General features: G+C 42.1%; 22 protein-coding genes. 15 read left to right on the top strand and 7 right to left on the bottom strand.

Translation table 11 applies throughout. The features are described 5' to 3' along the window. The first annotated feature begins 28 nt into the window (after window positions 1-28). From hemB to ABD873_RS00200, 5 genes are all read left to right on the top strand, one after another. Complete coding sequence (hemB, locus tag ABD873_RS00220; RefSeq protein ID WP_345063005.1) at window positions 29-1,000, top strand: porphobilinogen synthase; 972 nt, start codon at window positions 29-31, stop codon at window positions 998-1,000. Window positions 1,001-1,277: 277 nt separating this feature from the next. Further along, complete coding sequence (hemL, locus tag ABD873_RS00215; protein WP_345063002.1) at window positions 1,278-2,588, top strand: glutamate-1-semialdehyde 2,1-aminomutase; 1,311 nt, start codon at window positions 1,278-1,280, stop codon at window positions 2,586-2,588. Window positions 2,589-2,693: 105 nt separating this feature from the next. Beyond that, window positions 2,694-3,104 carry a hypothetical protein gene (locus ABD873_RS00210; RefSeq protein WP_039053350.1) on the top strand — a complete coding sequence of 137 codons (411 nt, stop codon included), beginning with the start codon at window positions 2,694-2,696 and terminating at the stop codon, window positions 3,102-3,104. Between the two features lie 139 nt (window positions 3,105-3,243). Next, a complete protein-coding gene (locus tag ABD873_RS00205; RefSeq protein WP_345062997.1) occupies window positions 3,244-5,430 on the top strand; it encodes an ATP-binding protein in 2,187 nt (728 codons plus the stop codon). After that, on the top strand, window positions 5,423-5,953 hold the full coding sequence (locus tag ABD873_RS00200; RefSeq protein WP_345062993.1) for a biliverdin-producing heme oxygenase: 531 nt from the start codon (window positions 5,423-5,425) through the stop codon (window positions 5,951-5,953). Before ABD873_RS00205 ends, ABD873_RS00200 begins: the two co-directional genes overlap by 8 nt. A 1-nt stretch (window position 5,954) precedes the next feature. Here the strand turns inward: ABD873_RS00200 and recN are convergent, their stop codons facing one another. Further along, on the bottom strand, window positions 5,955-7,613 hold the full coding sequence (gene recN, locus ABD873_RS00195) for a DNA repair protein RecN (protein WP_345062990.1): 1,659 nt from the start codon (window positions 7,611-7,613) through the stop codon (window positions 5,955-5,957). Between the two features lie 113 nt (window positions 7,614-7,726). Here recN and ABD873_RS00190 point away from each other — a divergent pair, with 113 nt between their 5' ends. From ABD873_RS00190 to ABD873_RS00180, 3 genes are read left to right on the top strand one after another with little or no spacing between them, the layout of a single operon-like run. Next, window positions 7,727-8,353 carry a sprT domain-containing protein gene (locus ABD873_RS00190; RefSeq protein WP_345062987.1) on the top strand — a complete coding sequence of 209 codons (627 nt, stop codon included), beginning with the start codon at window positions 7,727-7,729 and terminating at the stop codon, window positions 8,351-8,353. Window positions 8,354-8,404: 51 nt separating this feature from the next. Further along, window positions 8,405-10,060: a M28 family metallopeptidase gene (locus ABD873_RS00185; protein WP_039053345.1), complete on the top strand. Its 1,656-nt coding sequence runs from the start codon at window positions 8,405-8,407 to the stop codon at window positions 10,058-10,060. A 43-nt stretch (window positions 10,061-10,103) separates the two neighbouring features. Next, window positions 10,104-10,517 (top strand): hypothetical protein, encoded by a 414-nt coding sequence (locus tag ABD873_RS00180; RefSeq protein ID WP_345062981.1) that lies wholly within the window; start codon window positions 10,104-10,106, stop codon window positions 10,515-10,517. Between the two features lie 34 nt (window positions 10,518-10,551). On the opposite strand, the gene ABD873_RS00175 is transcribed toward ABD873_RS00180, so the two are convergent. After that, window positions 10,552-12,159: a DUF4139 domain-containing protein gene (locus tag ABD873_RS00175; RefSeq protein ID WP_345062978.1), complete on the bottom strand. Its 1,608-nt coding sequence runs from the start codon at window positions 12,157-12,159 to the stop codon at window positions 10,552-10,554. Window positions 12,160-12,336: 177 nt separating this feature from the next. Between ABD873_RS00175 and ABD873_RS00170 the strand changes: the two genes are divergently transcribed. The 5 genes from ABD873_RS00170 (at window position 12,337) to ABD873_RS00150 (ending at window position 16,198) form a co-directional block, all read left to right on the top strand. Continuing rightward, complete coding sequence (locus ABD873_RS00170) at window positions 12,337-13,185, top strand: transketolase (RefSeq protein ID WP_345062975.1); 849 nt, start codon at window positions 12,337-12,339, stop codon at window positions 13,183-13,185. Window positions 13,186-13,267: 82 nt separating this feature from the next. Next, window positions 13,268-14,224 carry a transketolase family protein gene (locus ABD873_RS00165; protein ID WP_345062972.1) on the top strand — a complete coding sequence of 319 codons (957 nt, stop codon included), beginning with the start codon at window positions 13,268-13,270 and terminating at the stop codon, window positions 14,222-14,224. A gap of 3 nt (window positions 14,225-14,227) precedes the next feature. Then, window positions 14,228-14,773 (top strand): RNA polymerase sigma factor, encoded by a 546-nt coding sequence (locus tag ABD873_RS00160; RefSeq protein WP_345062968.1) that lies wholly within the window; start codon window positions 14,228-14,230, stop codon window positions 14,771-14,773. Window positions 14,774-14,807: 34 nt separating this feature from the next. Then, on the top strand, window positions 14,808-15,773 hold the full coding sequence (locus ABD873_RS00155; RefSeq protein ID WP_345062965.1) for a hypothetical protein: 966 nt from the start codon (window positions 14,808-14,810) through the stop codon (window positions 15,771-15,773). Next, the gene (locus ABD873_RS00150; protein ID WP_345062963.1) at window positions 15,773-16,198 is read left to right on the top strand and encodes a hypothetical protein; all 426 of its coding nucleotides are present in this window, start codon (window positions 15,773-15,775) and stop codon (window positions 16,196-16,198) included. The genes ABD873_RS00155 and ABD873_RS00150 overlap by 1 nt, the downstream gene beginning before the upstream one ends. Before the next feature lie 49 nt (window positions 16,199-16,247). Here ABD873_RS00150 and lolA1 read toward each other — a convergent pair whose 3' ends face one another. The 4 genes from lolA1 to folK form a co-directional block, all read right to left on the bottom strand. Then, window positions 16,248-16,901, bottom strand: a complete 654-nt coding sequence (gene lolA1 / locus ABD873_RS00145; RefSeq protein WP_345062960.1) for an outer membrane lipoprotein periplasmic chaperone LolA1 — start codon at window positions 16,899-16,901, stop codon at window positions 16,248-16,250. A 1-nt stretch (window position 16,902) separates the two neighbouring features. Next, on the bottom strand, window positions 16,903-19,575 hold the full coding sequence (locus tag ABD873_RS00140; RefSeq protein ID WP_345062957.1) for an FtsK/SpoIIIE family DNA translocase: 2,673 nt from the start codon (window positions 19,573-19,575) through the stop codon (window positions 16,903-16,905). A 156-nt stretch (window positions 19,576-19,731) separates the two neighbouring features. Next, window positions 19,732-20,076, bottom strand: coding sequence for an Hpt domain-containing protein (locus ABD873_RS00135; RefSeq protein ID WP_052258532.1), 345 nt, complete (start codon window positions 20,074-20,076; stop codon window positions 19,732-19,734). Between the two features lie 3 nt (window positions 20,077-20,079). After that, window positions 20,080-20,559 (bottom strand): 2-amino-4-hydroxy-6-hydroxymethyldihydropteridine diphosphokinase, encoded by a 480-nt coding sequence (gene folK, locus ABD873_RS00130; RefSeq protein WP_345062950.1) that lies wholly within the window; start codon window positions 20,557-20,559, stop codon window positions 20,080-20,082. Window positions 20,560-20,637: 78 nt separating this feature from the next. On the opposite strand from folK, the gene sppA reads away from it, so the two are divergent. Next, the gene (gene sppA / locus ABD873_RS00125) at window positions 20,638-22,401 is read left to right on the top strand and encodes a signal peptide peptidase SppA (protein WP_345062947.1); all 1,764 of its coding nucleotides are present in this window, start codon (window positions 20,638-20,640) and stop codon (window positions 22,399-22,401) included. Between the two features lie 139 nt (window positions 22,402-22,540). Continuing rightward, window positions 22,541-23,731 carry a phosphoglycerate kinase gene (locus ABD873_RS00120; RefSeq protein WP_345062944.1) on the top strand — a complete coding sequence of 397 codons (1,191 nt, stop codon included), beginning with the start codon at window positions 22,541-22,543 and terminating at the stop codon, window positions 23,729-23,731. Window positions 23,732-23,849: 118 nt separating this feature from the next. Here the strand turns inward: ABD873_RS00120 and ABD873_RS00115 are convergent, their stop codons facing one another. Further along, window positions 23,850-24,002 (bottom strand): IS3 family transposase, encoded by a 153-nt coding sequence (locus ABD873_RS00115; protein ID WP_425568651.1) that lies wholly within the window; start codon window positions 24,000-24,002, stop codon window positions 23,850-23,852. Window positions 24,003-24,011 lie beyond the last annotated feature (9 nt).

The following is a 24,011-nucleotide window of genomic DNA, read 5'->3' as shown; positions in this document are numbered from 1 at the left end:
AAATGACTTTAACATAATATCAAACAAAATGTTAAAACGTCCTAGAAGAAACCGAAAATCCGCTGTCATTCGTGACATGGTTCAAGAGACGCATTTGTCGTCTTCTAATCTAATTTTTCCTTTGTTCATCATCGAAGGAAATAACGTAAAGGAAGAGATAAAATCTATGCCTGGCATTTATCGCTATTCCATCGACAACCTGCTGAGAGAGTTGGAAAGTTGTATGAAGTTAGGGCTGAAAGCATTCGACCTATTCCCTGCCGTAGAGGAATCGCTGAAAGATAAATACGCCACAGAAAGTTACCGCGAAGGAACACTGTACCTACGCGCCATCGAGGCGGTAAAGAAAAATTTTCCGGAAGCATGCGTCATCACCGACGTAGCCATGGACCCTTATAGCTCGGACGGCCATGACGGCATCGTCGAAAATGGAGAAATCTTAAACGACGAAACTCTGGAAGTCTTGGGCAAAATGGCATTGGCCCATGCCAAAGCAGGGGCCGACATCATCGCCCCTTCGGATATGATGGACGGCCGTATAGGTTATCTACGTAACCTATTGGACGAAAACGGCTTTACTAACGTTTCGCTCATGTCGTACACCGCAAAATATGCATCTGCCTTCTATGGCCCTTTCCGCGATGCACTAGGCTCCGCCCCGAAAAAAGGGGATAAAAAAACCTATCAGATGAATCCCGCAAACAGCAGAGAGGCTCTTATCGAAGCACAGCTGGATACCGAAGAAGGAGCTGACTTCCTAATGGTAAAACCGGGACTTCCTTATTTGGATGTGATTAAATTGTTGCACGACAATTTTGAATTGCCTATCGCAGCATACAACGTTTCGGGCGAATATGCGATGTTGAAAGCAGCTATCGCTAATGGATGGTTGTCAGAAGCCGCCATTATGGAAACTTTACTAAGCTTCAAACGTGCCGGTGCTACTTCTATCCTTACCTACCACGCAAAAGAAGTTTTAGAAAAAGGCTGGCTGAAATAGTTTTAATCTAATTATAAAATACCAGCGCCCTATCAAAAAATAGGGCGCTGGTGCTTTATACTCTTCTTTTATCGTCATCTTTCTTAAAAGATAAAATACTCATTACCTCTAGAAAACAAGAGTTTGCCGACAATATATTTAAATCCTAAACGATTGATTTTATTTTGATAATAATATTGTGCAATCTATTCAGTACCCCTATCAAAACAATATTGACAGAATAATGAGGTGTAAATTAAGATTTATTGAATAACTTCGCATCATATTATACGTAACAATGAAAGCACAAGATATATCAAGAGAAAAGTCGGCTGAACTTTTCGAAAAGGCAAAAAAGTATTTTCCGGGGGGAGTGAATTCTCCTGTCAGAGCTTTTAAATCCGTTTATGGCACTCCTTTGTTTATTGAAAAAGGAGACAAAGCCCATTTGTGGGATGCCGACGGCAATGAATTTATAGACTTTTGCTGTTCTTGGGGTCCTCTTATCCTAGGTCATAACCACCCTGCCATCCGTGAGGCTGTACAAGCACAGCTCGGCAAGGGACTCAGCTTCGGCGCCCCTACCCTCTTGGAAAACGAGTTAGCAGAACTTATCCTTTCCAACAATAAATATATTGAGAAAATACGTTTTGTAAGCTCCGGAACGGAAGCCGTAATGTCGGCTATCCGCCTTGCTAGAGGATATACCAAACGTGATAAGATTGTAAAATTCGAAGGCTGTTACCACGGACACTCGGACTCCTTATTAGTAAAAGCAGGCTCGGGATTGGTAACTTTCGGAGAAACCTCATCTGCCGGGGTCCCTAAAGCCTTCGCCGATGAAACCATCGTCATCAGTCTTAACGACAAAAAAGCTTTAGAGCAAGTATTTGTGGACTTCAAAGACCAGATCGCAGCTGTCATCATTGAAGGTGTTCCTGCCAACAACGGCTTGCTCATTCAGGATAAAGAATATATCCATTTCTTAAGAGAAATAACAAAAGCCCATGGCACACTGTTGATTTTCGACGAAGTCATCACAGGATTCAGACTAGGCTTCGAAGGGGCAGCAAAATACTACGATATACAGCCGGACATCATCACCTACGGAAAAATCATCGGAGGCGGCATGCCGGTAGGTGCTTACGGTGCTTCAGCAGAGATTATGAGTAACATCTCTCCCGACGGAGCTGTCTACCAAGCAGGTACACTCTCTGGCAACCCCGTGGCCATGGCTGCCGGTATCGCTGCTTTACAGGTCCTAGCACAACCCGGCTTCTACGAAAAGTTAGAGAAAACCACACAACAGTTCGTAGAAGAAATACGCAGCTTCGTGACAGAAAAAAATTATGAGGTAAAAATTTTCACTGTAGGATCTATCTTCTGGTTTGCCTTCACCGCACAGGAGAAAATCCAATCTGCCGAGCAGATCGACCCAGCCTCCATGGAAAAATACAAAGTCATGCATCGCGAACTGCTAAACAGAGGAATTTACTTCGGACCTTCAGGCTATGAGGTTGGCTTCATCTCAGCAGCACATACCGAAGAAGATCTTAACAAGGCTGTTACAGCTATTAAAGAGGCATTGATGGTAACATTTGAGGGATAAAAAAATTATTCTTCATATGTGGCAATATTTTTGTTCTATCGTTTTAAACTATATTACAACTTTATTGTCATGCAGATAAATGCTATCTAACTAAAACAATTTTATATGAAAAAAATATTATTAGCCATAGCCATAGCAAGTGCTTCTTTGGTAACATTCAACTCGTGTACGAAAGAATATATTACCAACTATCTTCCGGGAGTTAGTTACGTATATACGATTAAATCTAATCAATGGTCGCAAAGCGAACCCCGCGTATTCAAGTACGAACAAAATATGCCAGATTTGGATGCCCGCTATTTTGAAGATGGTCACGTTTCGGTGGCTATATCGTATGACAGTGACCCTAACACCTACGAACTGCTGCCGGCAACCATCGGAAACTATATCTTCACGGCAAACTATTCTATAGGAAAAGTAAGAATTTTTGCAGAATACAGAGGCACTGGAACTCCGGTTCCTCCGACAGATATGATTACCAAAATCGTATTGACGGACGCTGAAATTGGAAATTAACGTAAGGAGGCTAGGCCTCCTTTTTTTGTTCCCTCACTTCCTTTAGCAAGCAAAGTTCATTCTTCTAGAACATTTTGCCCGATTATTCGTTTTATCATTATCGAATAAGTATCTTTAAAAATATCTACATCCAAACCTAATGAGTGAGGCAGCAAAAATTCTTAACTGCGAAGAAGAACCTATACATCTGTGCGGAAAAATTCAGGACTTTGGCTATCTTTTGGTTTTCAACTTGATAGGCAAATGTATCGCCATTAGTGAAAATTGCCGCAGATGGTTACCGTTGGACCTTCCTGCGGCCATGCAGCTCAAAATACATGACTTCCTAGGATTTATCTATCAGGAGATGGGCGTAAAAATCGAAAGCCTCGACCTATCTCACATAAGCCGTTCTCCTCTAACCTTCAAAACGCATCTCCATGGAGAATGCTTTCAGCTTACCATTTACATTCACAACGATCTAATATTCTTGGAGTTCGAAAAGAACGAAAGTATAGTCATAGAGTTAAGCCAGTTGAATGAATTTCAACGCAACTTTGATTTCAGCGACAACATATGGCAGACGCTGTGTGAAAACATATATAGGATTATAGGATTTGACCGCATCATGGTATATCAGTTTCTGGAAGACAGCAGCGGCATTGTCATCGCTGAAAAGAAAACCATCCAGGAGGAATCTTTGCTTGGCTATCGTTATCCAGAATTTGACATTCCGCAGCAGGCTAGAAAGCTCTACCTGAAGAATCTTGCCCGCCAAACACCGGATATCCATGCCGATACTGTCCCACTCTTTGGGGCTGAGCCTACACAGATAGACTTATCCAAATCACAAATACGGGCACTCTCCCCAATCCATCTGCAATATCTCCACAATTTTGGGGTACGTGCCAGCGCCAGTTTTTCCATAGTCATAGATGATAAGCTTTGGGGCTTGGTGGCCTGCCAGAACATTACACCAAAATTTATTCCATACGACAGAAAGAGCTTATGTCTTTTTGTAACACATTATGCCGCCACCAAATATTTGGTGGAACAGCAACGAATAAAAATAGAAGACGATCAAAAGATTAAGGAAATTGAGCTCGAACTTAAAGAAAGGTTGGTCTTTAACAGCTCCATAGAGAAGACGTTGAAAGAATTTGCCAAGCCGTTTATGCAGGCAATCCCCTCTTCAGGTTTAATTATCCGTTCACCGGATTTTGTCACTCGTTATGGTGAGACTCCCAGCGACTACCTGCTGGAAGAAATTCATGCAGAAATCAACAGCAGGATTGGTGATGAAAACATCTTTACCTCACATGCTTTCTCCTTACCCAATAACAAAAAAACAGACAACAGCAACTGGACAGGTGTCGCCAGAATAAGTTTTGATAAGGAGCACGATTACGCTATATATTGGTTTAGAAAAGAAATCCTTACGGAAGAGAAATGGGCGGGAATACCGGAAAAACATCCCATCTTTTCCGAAGAAAAAAATGCCTACATCTATTCGCCACGCACCTCCTTTCAGCTATGGAAAAAACAGGTAAAAGGCCAATCCGAAAGATGGAGTACGTTTGACATTAACTTTTTGACAAGAATCCATAAGTTGATTCAAGATTCTTTGCTTCGCAAGATGAACGAAGTAAAAAGACTCAACGAACGGTTAATAGAAGCCAATAACAAGTTGGAAACCTACACCCATCAGCTAGCTCACGACATCAGAAATCCATTGTCCATTATCAAGACATCAGCTCAATTCATCTATGCTAAGCAAGACCTTACGCGCGACTTCTTAGGCAAGTTTTCAAAAAATATTGCTGAAGCTGCTGATCTAATCAACAGCATCATCGACAAAACCATTGAATCCACCAAGGAATCTGCCAATATCCTTTCCTATGAGGTGGTTACTACCGAAACCTTCATCCATCAGATCATTCAGCAAGCTGTACAGCGCTACGGCGTGAAAAACTACGAAGTAATCTTGGGCGACCTGCTACCCGTCTATGGAGAGAAAACCTTGCTGTATCAACTTTTCATGAACCTCATCAATAATGCAATCAAGTTTAGTAGCAAAAAAGATACAGCTATATTGGAAATCTACAGCAAAAAGGAAGACAACAATACCATCTATTATATAAAAGATAACGGTATAGGAATCGCCGAAACAGAAAAAGAAAACCTTTTCGGCATGTTTAAAAGATTATCGAATGCGAATGAGTTTGAAGGAAGTGGCGTAGGTATGGCTATAGTAAAACGTATAATAGACAAGCTACATGCTAACATCGAGTTTCAAAGTAAAGTAAATGAAGGCACCACATTCAAAATCGCTTTTCCCAATGAATAACCAAATATTAAAACAACAAACACAAGGGTTTCACGACAAGATCGAACAGATCATGCATGCAGACCTTCTCTTCAAGAACCGGTTTACCCGTGAACATTACAAACAACTTATTACACATTCGTACAGGTACATAACAGCAGTACTTCCCAAAGTAAAAGACGACTGGAAAGATCTTAGTAAGCTACTCCTACAAAAGCAGCAGGCCCTGCTTGTTGACCTTAAGCATCTTCACGTCGAAGAAGTCTCTTCTTCATTAGCTATAAACGCCACAAGTTCCTATTACAAGCTTGGTATGATATATATCGTCTTAGGGGCTATGTTGGGTAACAAGATGATTTTGAATAAACTGAAACAATACCCCGAATTCGAAGGATATCCTTTTGCTTATCTGTCTGAGCACCAAGAGCAGCTTTCCTCTCTTTGGAAAGACTTCCAGACATTAATCAACAGTTTAGATTCAGGCCAGCTGCAAGAGGTTATCCGTGGAGCGAAAGATGGCTATCTTCTTTTCGGCCAACAGTAAGCTATCCCAATAATGTTTTGGCATGAGCTAATGCCGCCTCACCCGGATTAACACCACTCAGCATCTGTGCGATTTCTAGGACACGCTCTTCAGGCTTTAACAACACAATATTGGAACGGGTTTTGTCTTCCTTGTCTTCCTTGTAAACTTTGAAATGGGAAGTTCCCTTGGAAGCAATCTGTGGCAAATGCGTTATGGCAATGACCTGCATATTGTGTGCAAGACGCTGCATCACCTCTCCCACTCGCAATGCTACTTCGCCAGAAATACCGGTATCTATCTCATCGAAGATGATGGTCGGCAATGACGAATTCTGAGCAACCAAAGATTTTATAGCCAGCATGACCCGCGACAACTCGCCTCCCGATGCTACTTTGTGTATAGGCTGTAATGTCTGACCTTTATTCGCTGAAAAAAGGAACTGCACAGCATCAAACCCTCGTGGAGAAGCTTTCTCCATATTTTGGAAGTCTAATGAAATGCTAAGCCGTGCATTAGGCATTCCCACCGTAGTGAGCGTCTGCTGTACAAAATCTACCACCTGAGGCACCACAGCTTTTCTGTTGTCATGAATCTGCTTTGCCAAAGTCATCACTTTGTCCTTCTGCTCCGTAAGCTGCTTCTCCAACTCGGCCATAATATCGTCATGATTTAGTACTGCCTGAAGCTTCTGTTCGAGATTGTCTCTTATCTGAAGCAGCTCGCCCTCACTATCCACCCTATGTTTCTTCATGACACTGTACAGCTCGCTGAGACGCGCCGACACTTCATCCAAACGCTGCTGATCTAACATCACAGCCTCTTCCTGTTGTGCTATCTCCGATGCAATATCTTTGATTTCTATATAGGTACTCTGAAGACGTTGCGCCAACTCCTCTGCCCCCGAAAAATAACGGGCAGCCTGCTGTATTTGCTGCACACTTTCCTTCAGCATCGACAGTACATTCTGCTCGCCTTCTGACAGCAAAAAAGAAGAGGATACCAACGATCTCTTGATCTCTTCTGCATTTTCCAGCTGCTGCTGCTCTTCTTCCAGCGACTGCACCTCTCCTTCCTTAATATCGAGGCGCTCAAGCTCTTCAAACAAAAATTGATTATAATCCAGCTCTGCACTTGCTACTCGCGACTCCTCTTTCAGAGTCTTCAACCTTCTTTCTGTCTGACGCAAGATATTCAGTTCCTTTCTGTAGGTAGTAAGGAGATCTTCCTGCTCAGCTAATGCATCCAACACAAGCAATTGGAATTCCTCGGTGTTAATCTGCAAGGTGGCATGCTGTGAATGGATATCTATTAACTTCTCTCCCAATGCTTTCAGTATAGTCAGATTCACCGGGGAATCATTGACAAAAGCTCTGGATTTTCCGTCTACCGATAGCTCCCGGCGTATAATAGTCTCATCATCGTATTCCAGATTGTTTTCCTCAAAAAAACCTTTGAGATCATATGAAGAAATAGAAAAGTAACCCTCTATCACGCATTTCTTCTCTTCATTAAAAAACTGCTTTCCTTCGGCCCTATTTCCAAGTACCAACCCCAAAGCTCCCATAAGTATAGACTTTCCGGCACCAGTCTCCCCTGTGATAATATTCAATCCTTTATCAAAAGAGATATCCAAATTATCTATTAAGGCGTAGTTTTTAATTAGTAATCGTGATAGCATAGAAGAATATGTTGTTTCTAGAGAAATACAAACTCAAATATAGGCATAAGATTTAGGTTTGAAAACCACAAAAAATTCTCATTAATGCCGAAAAGTAATATGTTTGTAGGATAATGCCGGATTTCAGCAAACAGTTAAGCAAATATATTCCTGAGCAGGCCGCCCCTATCATCTCACAATGGATCAACGATACGGCGTGCAGGTTTAAGGTCACGCGAAGCCGCAGCAGCAAGCTGGGGGACTACCGCGCTCCATTTCGTGGCTCCCCGCATCAGATTACGGTAAACCACGACCTTAACCCTTACGCTTTTCTGCTGACAACTATCCATGAGTTTGCCCACCTGAAAACCTATCAGGACCATAAACACCGGGTAAAACCGCATGGCCCAGAGTGGAAAAACAATTTTAAATGCTTAATACAGTCTTTTCTTCAGCTCAACATCTTTCCGAGCGATGTCGTGGAGGCTATCCATCAATACATGAATAATCCGGCGGCCTCTTCCTGCACGGATGTGAACCTCTACCGTGTGTTGAAGCGCTACGACAACAATATCACGGAAGCCATACATGTGGAAGACCTTCCTATTGACGCAGTCTTCCAATTAAAAAACGGTCGTACGTTTAGGAAAAAGGAAAAACTGCGAAAACGTTACAAATGTATCGAGCTGGCTACCAACAAGGTATATCTCTTCCACCCTATTGCGGAAGTATTTCTTCCGAAAGAAAATTTAAGGGATTAAAAATCTGCATTTTAAATTGTATTTTTATTAACCCGAAAACTTAAGTACAATATGAATAAAATATTAGCCTTTTCTTGTGTCCTCAGTCTGGGCTTGTTTTCCTGCAAGCAACAGACCTCCATGTACGACCCCAACACCTTGGACAGTGCGGCCTTAGAGGCCATCACCGAAACCTCGTACAAAGCCCATATAGCAACACTGGCTTCAGACGAATTTATGGGACGTAAACCTTTTACCAAGGGTGACACTCTTACAGTAAACTATATAGCAGAACAGTTCAAAGCCTTAGGACTGGAACCAGGCAATGGCGATTCTTACTTCCAAGAAGTGCCAATGGTAGAAATTACCTCTCAACCTGCGTCTCCAACCCTCACCTTCAACGGTAAAAATGGCAATGTCTCAGTCCGTCATCTGGATGATTTCGTCATCGGAACAAGAAAGCTAAAGGATAACATTAATATCGAAAATACGGAACTAGTATTTGCCGGCTTCGGTATTGTCGCTCCCGAATACAACTGGAACGATTACGAAGGTCTTGACGTCAAAGGGAAAACCGTCGTTGTCCTCGTGTCCGACCCTGGTCGTTATGACAAAAACCTTTTCAAGGCGGATACCATGACCTATTACGGACGTTGGAGCTATAAATTTGAAGAAGCGGGCCGTCAAGGGGCAACAGGAATATTATTGATCCATGAAACGGCAGCGGCAAGCTATGGGTGGGATGTGGTACGTTCAGGCTGGTCGGGACCTCAGCTGGACCTACAAACAAACGACCAAAGCAAAATGCCGGAATTCGAAGGCTGGATAACCCTAGAAACCGCAAAGAAATTATTTAAAATCGGAGGACTAGAGGAAAATATCATGGAACAAGCCAAAAAGCCGGGCTTTAAAGCTGTTCCTATGAATATCACCACAGCCGTAGCATTAAACAATAAGTTTAGACATTCCAAATCCAACAACGTTATCGCTCGTATCCGAGGAACTAAACGCCCCGACGAAACTATCATCTATACTGCCCATTGGGATCATCTAGGTGTAGGAGAACCTGTAAACGGAGATTCCATCTACAATGGCGCTATAGATAATGCCGCCGGTGTTGCTGCGCTCTTTGAGCTAGCCAAAGCTTTCAAAGCCGCTAAATATCAACCGGAACGTTCCATAGTATTTATTGCGCTGACAGCAGAGGAAGAAGGACTGTTAGGGTCAGCATACTACGCCGACAATCCTATATATCCACTAAACAAAACTGTGGCAAACCTCAATATGGATGCATTCAGTCCATTAGGCGCCACCAAAGATGTTTCTATAGTAGGAATAGGACAAACCGAAATTGAAGACTATGTCCAACGCTCGGCAGCAAAATTTGGACGTACCGTAGCAGGAGAGCGCAATCCTACCTCCGGCGGGTTCTACCGATCTGACCATTTCAACTTTGTCAAAAAAGGTGTTCCGGGACTGTTTATGGGCTCAGGATCCGAGTTGATATCTACAGATTCTATAGCCATCGAGAAACGTAGAGCTGCCCTGTCCGGCCGATATCACAAACCGCAAGATGAACTGGACGAAAACTGGGATTTCGAAGGAATACTAGCAGATATACGTCTTTTCTTTGACATAGGCTATACCATGAGCCATGAAACAACTTTCCCAAAGTTCAAAGCTAAATCCGAATTTAGAGATCTAGGAGAAAAACGACTTTCAAAATAGTACTTTTGTAAACCATTAAACTCAAAACCATATGTTAACAGGCATGAAACATTTACATTCGACTTTGGCTATCATCCTTTTGGTAGCTTTAGTAATTTCTATCGTCATTACGGCAGTGAACTATTTCCAGGCAAAACCATATAACAGGAAAATCGCACTATTCGGCCTAATGGCAGGACATATACAGCTGTTGGTAGGCTTGGTGCTTTATTTTACCTCTCCTCTAGGCCTACAAAGCTTCTCAGGAGAAAACATGAGCAACAGCTTGGCGAGACTTTATTTCTTAGAGCATCCGCTTACTATGGTACTGGCGTTGATCCTGATTACCGTAGGTTATAGCAAAGCCAAAAAAGCTGAAGACTATGCCGCCAACAGAACCGTGTTTTTCATGTACACTATCGCCCTTATCCTTATCCTTACAAGAATACCATGGTCTACATGGTCATTGCTTAACTAATAAAAAATGCTCTTCGCTGAAGAGCATTTTTTATTTAATTGAATACTACAACCTTATCTTTAGGATATTTGACCATATACGTGAATCGATAGGTCTTTGTTTCCTTAGGCTTTAGTTCTACCTTCCACAGCAGCTCTCCCCTTTCCTTTTCTACCTGTGCTCCACCATTATCCACGAGATTTATTTCAATAGATTTATCTGTCGAAACAGGGTATTGATCTTTCAATATTAATTGGATTGGAGAAGATTTATTGTTTCTGACCTGTATATCATAGGTAAAAATCTGTCTTTTGCTACCTCCACTCACTTGAGAGCTTTTCTCGTCCATGATGCGCTCCCTTTTTATAACGATGGACTTATCCCTTCCCATAGTAAGTTTCAAGGTGTCAGAAATCACTGCCGGATCAATATAAGAAGTGCCGACAAACATATTTTCAAAAATTATATTTGCCTCTCCACGGAGGAGATTAAGCTTCTCGAAATCAGAAACCTCGGCCACCAAGTATACCTCTCTATCCATCTTGGGCACAGCATAATACGTGTAAACCGCCGGTAGAGTAAATTCTTTCAACGTGACGCTGTGCTCCCGGCCATCCGACAAAATATCGTAAGGCACATCAATATCGAAGGTTGTACTAAGTTGATTGGCAACCATGTTCGCCACAGGAGAAATAATTTCTTGTTGCACTGCCGTCTCTGCCGTATGCTGCGGACTCACTGCCTTCTTTTGTAGATTGTTAATACCTGAGGCGCTTCCTACCGATATCTCCTCGACCGGTATATAATATTGTGCATAGCTAGGCTTAAGCTCTGGCGCTGTACCTCCCCGGGTTGGAGTTCCCGTAGACAAAGTGAGCTTCACCTTCTTCCAGTCCACTCCTGTGTTTTGGACTACCTTCGCTTTATACAGCCATCGAAGAGGCGAAGTAATGGATTGACTGCGAAGTTCATAATAGGCTCTCCAGCTGGCAGCAGAAGTAATATAGGAAAGTCCTAGCTCTCCTTGCACAGCCTTAGCGTTGTAGAGCTGTAGCACCAATTGCGCCCCACTGCCGGTATACATACGCATCTTCTCTTTGATACGGTCTATATTTTTATTCTCTACAATTATACTTTTACGCAAGGCATCCAAAGCACTATTAAGCTCTACAACTTTTGTTTGATAGTAATCCACCAGACGGGTGAGATCTCCTATAGAGACAGCTGTGCTTCCTCCTAACAATTTGTCGTTGTTGAGAAGGTTAAGAGCCCCTTGTGTAGCCTTCTGTTTATGCAGCATCGCGTCTCGCCTAGCCGTATAGACCTCTAAACTATCTTGGAGCTTCCTATGTTCAGGATGAAAGATTTCCCGCTCTTCCGCACGGCTCTGCGATACGGATAGTATTGTGATACCTTCAGGTCCTGACACCTGCACACTATTTAGGTCAATGCCTTCCGCAACATTTTGGATATACAGCATCACCGACCCTCTATCCATTTTCAGGGGAACACGGCTGTTGACCTCCGCCCCATTCGTAAATACAGTAACCTCATCTATGGCGGCTATACCGCTGACCTTCTCCTGCGCGTAAATCTGCTTGCCGACCAACAAAAAAAGGGCTAAGCTCCAAGTTCGTACCCCATACGTATTAAGTTTATTCACGGCTATATCCATTATCGTTATGATTAAATTTAAATAAATTTTAATAAAGTTGTTTTAGTAAGATGTATCGAAGAGTCATTTTTCATAAATGCTTTAGAATTAATCGAATAATTTGTTGAGGTAGATATACAAATTTCATTAACTTTACCAGAACAAAAATTGTATAATCAAATCAAAATGAGTGCAGATATTAATAAACTTGAACAATTAGCATCACAAGTAAGACGCGACATCGTGCGTATGGTACACGGTTGTCAATCAGGACACCCGGGAGGTTCGTTGGGTTGTACAGACTATTTCGTAGCTCTTTACTTCCACGCCATGAAACACAATCCATCTTTCAACATGGATGGCATCGGTGAGGATATTTTTTTCCTATCAAACGGACATATCTCTCCGGTTTTTTATAGCACATTAGCTAGAGCAGGATATTTTCCGGTGAGTGAATTGGCTACTTTCCGTAGAATAGACAGCCGCCTACAGGGACACCCTACTACGCACGAAGGCTTACCAGGTGTACGCATTGCTTCAGGTTCATTAGGTCAAGGTCTTTCAGCAGCAATCGGTGCCGCACAAGCCAAAAAGTTAAACAATGATAACAGTCTGGTATACGTGTTGATGGGAGATGGTGAATTACAGGAAGGACAAATTTGGGAGGCTGCCATGTATGCTCCGCACAACAAAGTGGACAACCTTATTGCTGCAGTGGATTACAATGGCGCTCAGATAGACGGTCCTACAAGCCAAGTGTTGTCACTAGGTAACTTACGTGCTAAGTGGGAAGCTTTCGGTTGGGATGTATTGGAAATCGAAAAAGGTAACGACATGGCTTCAGTAGTTGCCGGTCTTGATGAAGCGAAAGCACGCTCAGGCAAGGGTAAACCTGTTGTCATCTTACTACATACACAAATGGGTTACGGTGTGGACTTTATGATGGGAACACACAAATGGCATGGTGTAGCGCCTAACGATGAACAGTTGGCTAGTGCCTTAGAACAATTGAAAGAAACATTAGGCGATTATTAAAAGATTGTTAGACATTAGTTAGCAAAAAGGGACAACGACGCCATACAGCGCGTCAGCAGCTCATATCACAGTTTAGAATACAATGAAAAAATATACATACACAGAATCTAAAGATACACGTTCGGGTTTCGGTGCCGGTTTATTAGAAGCAGGAAGACAGAATGAAAATGTCGTAGCACTTTGTGCCGACCTTGTAGGCTCATTGAAAATGGATGCCTTCATCAAAGAATTTCCGGAACGTTTCTTCCAAGTAGGAATTGCAGAAGCCAACATGATGGGTATCGCTGCAGGTCTTACCATTGGCGGCAAAATTCCTTTTACAGGAACTTTCGCAGAATTCTCTACGGCACGTGTATACGATCAGATCCGTCAATCTATAGCGTACTCACACAAAAACGTAAAGATCTGTGCTTCTCACGCAGGACTTACCTTAGGAGAAGACGGTGCTACACACCAAACATTGGAAGATATAGGCTTGATGCAAATGTTGCCGGGCATGGTGGTTATCAATCCTTGTGACTATAATCAAACCAAAGCAGCTACCATTGCCATCGCACAATATGAGGGACCAGTATACCTACGCTTCGGACGTCCTGTAGTGCCTAACTTCACTCCTGCCGACCAGACGTTCGAAATCGGAAAAGCTGTTATGCTCAACGAAGGTAAAGATGTTACCATCATCGCTACAGGCCACTTAGTATGGGAAGCAATCAAGGCGGGTGAAGAGCTCGAAAAATTAGGTATCGATGCAGAAATCATAAACATCCACACCATTAAACCTTTAGATGAAGAAGCTATCTTAGCTTCTGTAAAAAAGACTGGATGTGTAGTAACTGCCGAAGAACACAACCGCATCGGAGGTCTAGGAGACAGCGTAGCTCAAGTGTTGGCTAAGAATCTTCCTACTCCTCAAGAATATGTAGCTGTAGACGATTCTTTCGGTGAGTCAGGAACACCTGCTCAGCTGATGGAAAAATACGGCTTAAATGCAGCTAGCATCGTCGCGGCAGCACAAAAAGTTATTAGCAGAAAAAAATAATAAATGGAAGACGCGCAAATCATAGCTATGTTTGCCGAAGAAAGCACGCGTGAAGCGGCTTTCAAACATTTGTTGAAGAAATATCAACAGAAAATATATTGGCACGTCAGACGCATGGTCATCGATCACGACGATGCGGATGACGTGACCCAAGATATTTTTGTCAAAGTGTGGCGCAACTTAGACAAGTTCAGAAAAGACTCACAGCTCTATACCTGGCTGTATCGCATCGCCACCAACGAATGCATTACCTTTCTGAATAAGAAAAAGCAGAAACAGAATGTATCGCTGGACGATGAGAGCTCCTCGTACTTGTCTGAGACGCTCGCGGACGGAGCCTACTTCAATGGAGATAAAGCACAGATGAAGCTGCAACAGGCCCTGCTGACCCTTCCCGAAAAACAACGTCTGGTATTTAACATGAAATATTTCGAAGATCTGAAATACGAAGAAATATCTGACATTTTGGGAACTAGCGTGGGAGCCCTCAAAGCTTCTTACCATCTGGCCGTGAAAAAGATAGAGCAATTTTTTAACAGTAACGATTAAACCTTCGGTTGGAAAAGTCATCTATATTTACACCATGAAGGAGAAAAACACATATAATGAAGCTTTAGGAGGCAACAATCTGCCAGATTCATTGCGTGTGAATCCTTTTACTGTTCCAGAAAATTTCTTCGACGATCAAGCTCGTTCTATCCTAAGCCAGATTGACATCGAAAAGGCAGCAAAAGCACACGATAAGGAACCTTTTACCGTTCCTGAAGGTTATTTCGAAACATTAGAAGACCGTATTTTCACAAAGATTAAAGAAGCTGACCTAAAAGATAAAGTGCCTACTGATGGTTTTGCCGTGCCTGCTGCTTATTTTGACAACTTGACACAAGATATAGAAGCACGCATAGCGGAAGAAAAGCTCAAAACTGTCGTTCCTTCATTGGCATATAAAGTTCCTGAAAATTATTTCGAAGAAGCAGAAAATGATATTTATGCGAAAATATATGAATTAAAGCTTCGCGATAGTATTGGCACCACAGACGGCTTTGCCGTGCCGGAAAACTATTTCGAAGAATCGGCCGCAGCTATCGAAGCAAACATACATGCCGAAAAGTGGGTGAAAACTTTGGGCAAAGAAACACCATATACGGTACCTGTAGGCTACTTCGAAAAATCGGCAGACGCAATATTGACCAAGACGATTGGAGCGGACAAGCAAGACACACCGGTACGCACGCTGCCTTCACGCCGTATCATCGCCTGGAAAAAATATGTGGCCGCAGCCGCTGCCCTATTTTTGGTAGGGGTAGGTTCGTACATAGGACTATCATCCCTCAATAGGGATAAAGAGGTCTCGACATATGCCCATACAGATCTCAACTTGGACAATGTGAGTGATGAGGAAATTCTCAACTATTTAGCCCAAGTATCGGACGGAGCCGATTTAATCCAATTAACCCAGCTTGTGTCCGACTCTAACCAAGAAAGCATTCAACTGGATGCAGATATTGAGGCTGAAGACATTGAAGAATATTTAAATTACATGTTATAATGTTACAACTAAAACACCTTTTAACGACAATATGCTTTGTATTGACACTTCAGATATCCTCAGCTTTTGCTCAGCAAAATTTTGAGGCTATAGAAAGTGAAAAGGTAGCATATATCACAAAGGAATTAAAACTAACTCCTGCGGAAGCGCAGAAATTCTTTCCCATATATAACAAGTACAATAAAGAAATGTGGGAAATAAGACGCGCCAAACGCGGAAGTATTAGCGGTCGTAGAGGTAACTCCTTCAATCCTCAAAAACGTGATGTTATAGCGTTTGATGCCAAAGAGGTAGAGCTCAAAAAAGCTTATCGGGAAGAGTTCTCAAAAATCATCGGCCAATCAAGAGCTTCTCAGTTCTTTCAAGTAGAGGAAGATTTCTTTAACAAATTAAGAACCCAACTACAAAGAAGAAGAAATCAATAAAAAACCTTCGAATTAGCTTTCGAAGGTTTTTTATTTTCTCAGTTTCTTCCTATCTAAGATCTACTATTTCATATCCCTTGTATTTTTCCTTGGAAAACTTGAACATGCTGTCATCAAAGTGTTTTCCAATATAAAGGGACTCAATAGCATAAGTATATCGATTGCCTGACTTATCAAATATAGTCACATCCTGAATGTGGTTATTCTTATTGACACGAAGCTTGATTTTGAAGTAATTGGTCTTCGTATCTAAAGGAGCTAGTTCAATAACTTTGGCCATCTCGGTCTTTCCTTGACGGACTATCTTTTCATCTTCCATCAACACATATTTATATCCTTGTTGATAAAAGTTGAAAAGGTTGCTGGGGCCTATAGTACTTCCATCCTTCTCGTTTTCGGTCACTTGCACCTCTTTGATATCTTTGGCTATATTCCACACCGTCTTGCCATCCGACAGCACATCTTGATCCTTCATATGGATGGCATACTGATTTTTGGGTTTGTTAAAAAACATCACCCCTTCGGACTTATAACTTTTCTTGTTTGCATCCTGTATGGTCAGCGTAAATTCCGACTTTATGGTCTTGTAACTGCTATATCTTTTCGATACTTCGTTTAAAATTTTCTTTGCTGCAGGGTCTGTCTGCGCAAAGATTTGCAAGGAGCTTCCTACAAATGCTAGCGCCAATAATAATTTTTTCATGCTAATTATCCTTTCTTAACGTTTCTAAATATTGTTCCAAGGAATATTCATCGGGGAATAAAACTTCTCTCGCTTTACTTCCCTCAAATGGACCAACAATTCCTGCTGCTTCCAGTTGATCGATGATTCTTCCAGCTCTGTTGTACCCTAATTTCAACTTACGCTGTATTAGAGACGTAGAGCCTTGCTGATGCATGACGATAAGACGTGCTGCCTCTTCGAAAAGCTGGTCGCGCTCAGACAAATCAAATTCTGGAGATCCCGATCCGTCGCCCGACTCATCCACATATTCAGGCAACAAGAATGCTGAAGGATATCCGCGCTGCGAGCCGATGAAGTCCGAGATACGTTCCACCTCCGGCGTATCCACAAAAGCACACTGTATACGTATAAGGTCCGATCCCGACGCCAACAGCATGTCGCCTCGTCCAATAAGCTGATCCGCCCCTCCGGTATCCAAGATTGTACGGGAGTCTATCTTCGACAGCACCCTAAACGCCAGACGCGCAGGGAAGTTTGCCTTGATAGTACCGGTAATGATATTTACCGAAGGACGCTGAGTCGCAATGACCAGGTGTATACCTACCGCACGTGCCAGCTGCGCCAGACGTGCTATAGGTGTTTCCACCTCTTTTCCGGCAGTCATCATCAAATCCGCAAACTCATCAACAATAAGAACTATAAACGGTAAGAATCTATGTCCCTCCTCAGGGTTTAATCTGCGATTGATAAATTTTGCATTATATTCTTTAAGATTACGAACCTGTGCGTTTTTGAGAAGGTCATAACGCTGGTCCATCTCTATACAAAGTGAATTTAAAGTGTTGATTACCTTTTTGGTATCCGTGATGATAGCTTCATCCTCTCCTGGCAATTTGGCAAGAAAATGTCTTTCAATCTTTTTAAACAATGACAGCTCCACCTTTTTAGGGTCTACCAACACAAACTTGAGTTCGGCAGGATGCTTCTTATACAACAATGATGTCAATATAGCATTGATACCTACGGATTTTCCTTGTCCTGTAGCTCCCGCAACTAGCAAGTGTGGCATCTTGGCTAGGTCGGCAATATACACTTCATTGGAAATGGTCTTACCCAAAGCTATAGGCAGATCCATATCCGTCTTTTGGAATTTTTCCGTAGCTAGCACCGAACGTATGGACACCATCTCTGGATTGCTATTAGGTACTTCGATACCTATGGTGCCTTTTCCCGGCATAGGAGCTATGATACGTATTCCTAATGCCGCTAAACTTAAGGCTATGTCGTCCTCCAAGTTCTTTATTTTCGAAATACGAACCCCCGGCTTAGGGATTATCTCATACAAGGTCACGGTAGGACCTATAGTCGCTTTGATATGTTCGATTTCAATATTATAGTTTCTTAGAGTATCGACGATTCTATTTTTATTGGCTTCCAGCTCCTGCTGGTTTATCGTAATCTTACCGGAACCGTGATCTTTCAGCAAATCCAACGTAGGATATTGATATCCTGACAGGTCGAGCTTCGGATCGTACTGTCCGAATTGCGCCACCAAGTCGTCCGCTGTAATTTGTCTTTCTTCCTTGACCTCTTCTACAGCTAGAGTTACCTCCTCTTCTGCTTTAGGCTGCTCAATATGCAGAGGGGTACTATCCACCGAAAGATCTATGGACTGTACAGGGCTATCTGTATCACTAGGCTGCAGCTCGAATTCCACACTTTGCACCTCTTCCTCTTGCTGAAGAGGTTCTTCTTCCTGATCTTCAGGCTCTGATTCATGTAGATGCCGGAATCTGTCGTTTACCGTCAGCGTGGGGCGATTTGTCCTTAACGTGTTCGACACTTCAATTACCGCTCCGTCAATATCCATTTCCTCCTCTTGCACCTCTTCTTGCTTCTTAACCGCATTTTTCGGAAGAATAGGCTTATCATTCATAAGATCGTAGTCTACACTTTCAGAATTTTCCGATTCCGAAGACGTACTACCTATTGATGAAAAAGCAAACTTAAGGTCCAGATTGTAAATCAATACCAATGCTGCCAAATAAGCAAAGACAATCAATCCTCCGACACCAAATTTTCCTATTTGTGCATTCAGCAGCTGGTTGGTCCAATAACCAAACTTACCCTCCAAAATATGTGGTGTATCTGTAATATAATCCTGAATGAAACCTAATGTTACGGAAATATAGATTATGCCAATGGTAGAATAGAGCAATGTCTTCCAGATAGGTAATAGAGACTTGCGATAAAGGAATTTATATCCTACGACAAATAGAATCAACACAAATAGGAAAGAGCCAATCCCAAACCAGTTATAGATAAACTGGTTGGCCAACAAAGCCCCCAACTTTCCGAGTTTGTTTTCCACTACGGGCTCCACACCGTCTTCGGTAAGCTCCTCACTGGTTTTGAACAATGTACTCCAACCACCATTTGTGGCGGAAATATAACTTTGATCTTGTTTCCACGTAAATAAATAAGAAACAAAGGCTACTGCAAACAAAAACGAACATAGAATCAAGAAAAGACCCAAGATTTTCAGCGCCTTACGTTGTCCTTCCGAAAAGTTTATGGAGTCAAACGGTTTTACTATGGGCTCCCGCTTAGGAGCTTCTTCTCGTCCTTTGCTACGCGTCTCCTTCGTCCCTCTATTGAAAGTATTTTTAAAAGAATTGCTTCTACTTGCCATCGAAAAATGTATTCTATTCCACTAATACAAACTTATTAAAAATATCGCACAACAAGGTTGTATTTTACGAATAGTTTATAAGTTGTAGTGAAGCTATTACGCCCAAGAAGGGCAAAAGATTAAAAACCATAAAGTAAGCTCTACCTATCAGTAGGGCTATCCTGCCAACATTCGGAGTTCTTCCAAAAGAAGTTCAAACTTAGGCTTTATACGTTCCAGCAGCCCTTCAATTTCTCGGATATCCTTGCCCTCCTTTGCCATATTTTCCAACAATTGAAAATCCTGTTGCAGGGAAATTGCTCCCACATACTGCATAGTAGGTTTGATATGGTGCGCTTTGTCTTTTATTGCAATCATATCTTTATTGAATACTGCCTGCTCCAAAGCCTCAAAATCTACAGGAGATTGGACAAGATACATCTGTACAAACTGCTTTATCATTTCTTCATTGCCCATCATGGACTCCGAAATAGTATCCCAATTTATAATTTGATAGTTCATAGGTTAAAGTTTTATTACCCCCAGTTGGTCTTCACAGCTTAATAATAAGTCTTTGTTACTCACCTTAAAAACGGGATGCACGTAATCAGGAGCTATCTCGCACAAAGGAATTAACGTAAAACGGCGTTGTGCTATATATGGATGGGGTACCACAAGATCGGACTTCTCTATAATTTCTTCATTGTAATATAAGATATCTACATCTATCACTCGTGCGCCCCATCTTTCATGTCTTATACGTCCCAACTCATTTTCAATACTTTGACAGATAGCCAGACATTCCTGTGCCGAAAGTGGCGTGGAGAAGGAAACTACCTGATTATAGAATATAGGTTGTTCCTCAACACCCCAAGCCTCCGACTGATAAAGGGAAGAAACAGCAGCCAACGCCCCCAGACGCTCCTGCAGCAACCTCAAAGCACTACCGATCTGCTGGAGTGGATTCCCCAAATTGGCTCCCAAAAGTATATATACCACATTCATACCGTCATATCATAGCAGAAAGTTCTCTACTATTCGATTTTTTGCTGTAAATTTATAACTTAAAATTAAATAATACGTATGAGTTTTTTTAAGCAAGTATTAGCAACTATCACGGGAATCATCATCACCGGCATCATTGCCTTTTTTCTATTTTTCTTCATGATTGCCATTATAGCGCAATTTTCGTCGGAAAAAACACAGCCGGCACCGCCCAACTCGGTTCTTTATCTATCATTGGATTACAATATTATAGAAAAGTCTGTAGACAATCCTTTCGAAGATTTAGACTTACCGTTCGGTATGGCTGAAAAGTCTATTGGCCTCAATGACTTACTAGCCCGCATCGAAGCAGCCAAGACCGATGACAACATCAAAGGAATCTATCTCAATGCGAGCACAGCCAATGTAGGGTTTGCTACATTAAAGGCTATACGGGACGCCTTGGTGGATTTCAAAAGCTCCAAGAAGTTTATTGTTGCTTATAGTGAAGGGTACTCACAAAAAGCATATTACCTAGCCTCTACCGCCGACAAGATTTACCTTCATCCACAGGGATCGTTGGACTTCCGTGGCTTGGGAACAAGTATCATGTACCTCAAAGATGCGCTGGATAAGTTTGGTATCAACATGCAGGTGGTACGTGTAGGTACGTACAAGTCAGCAGTAGAACCTTTCACTATGAACCAAATGAGCCCAGCGAACAGGGAGCAGACGATGTCTTATCTAAACAGCATCTATAATATGTTTCTGGATGACCTTGCCGCAAGCAGAAAAATTCAGAAAGACTCCTTGTTCCGCTACGCGGATGAATTCGTCATCCGCAATGCTGACGACGCTTTAAAATATAAGTTTATCGACGGCAAGCTGTATAAGGATGAACTTATCGCCGAAATCAAAAAGCGCCTGAACATCGATAATAAAAAAGATATACCGGTAGTTTCTGTATTAAACTATGGTGGCACTCCGACCAACAACAAAGATAAATCCAACGAAATTGCCGTATTGTATGCTTATGGCGACATAGTAGATGGAGAAGGCAGTATAGAAGAAATTGGCGGAGACAAACTGTCGAGAGAGCTACGCAAGCTTCGAGAAGATGAGGATGTAAAGGCCATCGTGCTGCGCGTCAACTCGCCGGGAGGGTCTGCTCTAGCTTCCGATATCATCTGGAGAGAAGTAGACCTTACCAAAAAGGTTAAACCTATCATCGTATCTATGGGAGACTATGCCGCATCCGGAGGTTACTATATTTCTGTTGCTGCAGACTCCATTTTTGCAGAGAAGAGTACCCTTACAGGCTCTATAGGTGTCTTCGGGCTTATTCCTAATGCGAAAGAATTGCTCAACAATAAGTTAGGAATTAAGTTTGAAGAAGTAAAAACAGGCAAATACGCCACCATGCTGAACAGCTGGGACAAGCCTCTCACCGAAGAGGAAAAAGCCATTATGCAGCAATACGTAAACGAAACCTACCAAACGTTTATCAAAAGGGTTTCAGATGGACGTAAAATTCCTACCTCCAAGGTTGACAGCATAGGCCAAGGTCGTGTGTGGACAGGCGAACAGGCAGTGGCCCTCGGGCTGGTAGACAAGATCGGCAATATCAAAGATGCCATCAGAGCCGCTGCAGCTAAAGGTAAGCTCGACTCTTATTACGTAAAAGAATACCCACAATCAGAAAGTCCTTTTTCCTCAATTTTCACAACATCTAAAGATAAGATACGTATGTGGATGATTGGCGAGGACTTGGGAGAATATTATAAATACCTAAAAGAGCTCCAAAAACTGACTAAACATACAGGAATTCAGGCAAGAATACCTTATACCGTAGAAATTTATTAACAGACTAAAAGCAAAGAAAGAATGAAATTTCTTTGCTTTTTTTATATTTACTGCTTAAATCAACTAAACTGTATCACAGACCGCAGCCGATTTATTATTTTAAGAATAAATTAACTGCTGAATTAGCAATAATGAGATTATGAAAACTATTGACAACTTAAATTTTTCCGGAAAGAAAGCTTTAATACGCGTAGACTTTAACGTTCCGTTGGATGAAAATTTCAATATTACAGACGACAACCGTATTCAGGGAGCTGCGCCTACCATCAAAAAGATTTTGAATGACGGCGGAGCGGTAATCCTGATGTCTCACTTGGGCAGACCAAAAGAGGGACCTACAGACAAATACTCTTTACGACATATCGTTAAACACCTATCCTCTGTATTGGGTGTGGATGTTCAATTTGCCAACGACTGTATTGGTCAGGAAGCCATAGACAAGGCGGCCAACCTAAAAGGCGGGGAAGTGTTGCTATTGGAAAACTTACGCTTCTATAAAGAAGAAGAAAAGGGAGATAAAGATTTCGCAGAAAAGCTTGCCAAGTTAGGAGACGTATACGTTAACGATGCTTTCGGTACAGCTCACCGTGCTCACGCCTCTACGGCTGTCATCGCTCAGTTTTTCCCTGAAGCCAAATATTTTGGTTACCTGATCGAGGCAGAACTCAAAAATGCTGAAAAAGTACTTAATCATCCGGAAAGACCTTTTACCGCCATCATCGGAGGTGCTAAAGTGTCGGACAAAATTCAGTTGATCGAAGCTCTATTAGAAAAAGTCGACAACCTGATTATCGGAGGTGGTATGGCTTATACTTTCGTGAAAGCCCGCGGTGGTCAGATCGGTAAATCCCTTTGCGAGCTGGACAAGCTGGATTTGGCAAATGAACTAGTAAAAAAGGCGGAAGAGAAAAATGTTAATCTAGTATTACCTACGGATGCACAAATTGCGGATAAGTTTGCCAATGATGCCAACGTGTTCAACGGTCCCAACGACCAGATTCCGGATGACTTGGAAGGATTAGACATCGGCGAAGAGTCGGCACGTCACTTTGCAGAGGTCATCTCCGCTTCACGCACCTTATTATGGAACGGTCCAATGGGGGTTTTCGAATTCGACACCTTTGCCAAAGGTACCAAAGCCGTTGCCGACGCCGTAGTATTAGCAACAGAACAAGGGGCTTTCTCCCTTATCGGAGGAGGTGACTCTGCTGCTGCTATCGCTAAATTTGGTATGACTGAACATGTAAGCTATGTAAGCACTGGAGGCGGTGCCTTATTGGAATACATGGAAGGCAAAACCTTACCTGGCATTGCAGCGATCTTAGACTAACCAGTCTCATACATAAAAAAGGCGTCACAACCATAATGACGCCTTTCTGTTTTAACTGCTATTACATTAAAATAAAAAAGGTCTACACGTTGGACTGCCCCCAAAAAGTTGGACGAATTTATGCAATATTTTTGATATGATGAGCTCGGTATTCTACCGGGCTCATTCCATTTAAATTAATTCTTATCCTTTTGTCGTTGTAATATTTAATATATTCTATAATATCCTTAGTTAATTCCAGTATTGACCTATATTTCTTTAAATAAAACAACTCTGATTT

It is taken from the genome of Sphingobacterium thermophilum (genome assembly GCF_039541675.1).
Taxonomy (GTDB): Bacteria; Bacteroidota; Bacteroidia; order Sphingobacteriales; family Sphingobacteriaceae; genus Sphingobacterium; species Sphingobacterium thermophilum.
This window is presented reverse-complemented; position numbering and strand designations above follow the sequence as displayed.